The 787-nt window shown below is 49.0% G+C and carries 1 protein-coding gene; it reads right to left on the bottom strand.

Features of this window, described 5'->3' with window-relative positions; genetic code table 11:
- Window positions 1-787, bottom strand: a 787-nt coding sequence (locus tag ACFIJS_RS09125; protein WP_375651303.1) for a transposase domain-containing protein, incomplete at both ends; no start/stop codon positions are given.

The raw sequence follows: 787 nt of genomic DNA, 5'->3' as shown, positions 1-787 counted from the left end.
CAAAGCAACCGATTATTCAAATCATAAACCCGTAAATCTTGATGCAAATTATCCGGATCAAAGCGTACAATCACCTTTTTCCCCGCATGCTCATTCAACGCCCGCGCCCAATAACGATTGCCATAAAAATGGATCTCGCCCGTACCCTTTTGCGCACGCAATGCCTCAGAGGTTAAAAGCCATAAAGCCCGTTGTGCTGCCGTTGCTTGCCGAACTATCGTCCCCTCTGCTTGCAAGCTCTCAGTAAAGGTCTCATCAAAACTGCGCCCCGCACAATTAACCGCCTTACGCCCCGCTTGCGCATTATGGGCACAAATTTGCGCACCAACATGGGCTTTAAACGCTTCAAATCCTATCGCGCGCTTGCCATAATCTTCAGGCTTGGCATCCGGTTTATTGCCCGTATAAGCCCCCGCACAAAAGGGATGTTTAGAAATCGCTTCTGCCAGATCACGCCATGCCCGCTCAATCGGTTTAGACTGTCCGCTATAAGGGGTGGTCCATTGCAATTGCACACCCAAACTCGTCAAAAGCCCTTGCGGATCATCCGGCTTAATCTTAAAACGAAAGCGGTTTTGCACACCTCCAGAAATCCATTTGCTGGTAAAGGCACGCCCATTATCCAAGGTCATACGCTCCGGTATGCCATAAGCTTCCACCATATCCCCAATCACCAAACGAACGATTTCCCAACTCTCAGCATCCGATAAGCGCCACGATAAAATCTTGCCCGAATAAAGATCTTGAATGGCAATCAGATAAAGCCGCACAGGCTTCTCTGTCCAAG

It is taken from the genome of Bartonella sp. OT172YNZD, assembly GCF_042193725.1.
Taxonomy (GTDB): domain Bacteria; phylum Pseudomonadota; class Alphaproteobacteria; order Rhizobiales; family Rhizobiaceae; genus Bartonella; species Bartonella grahamii_A.
This window is presented reverse-complemented; position numbering and strand designations above follow the sequence as displayed.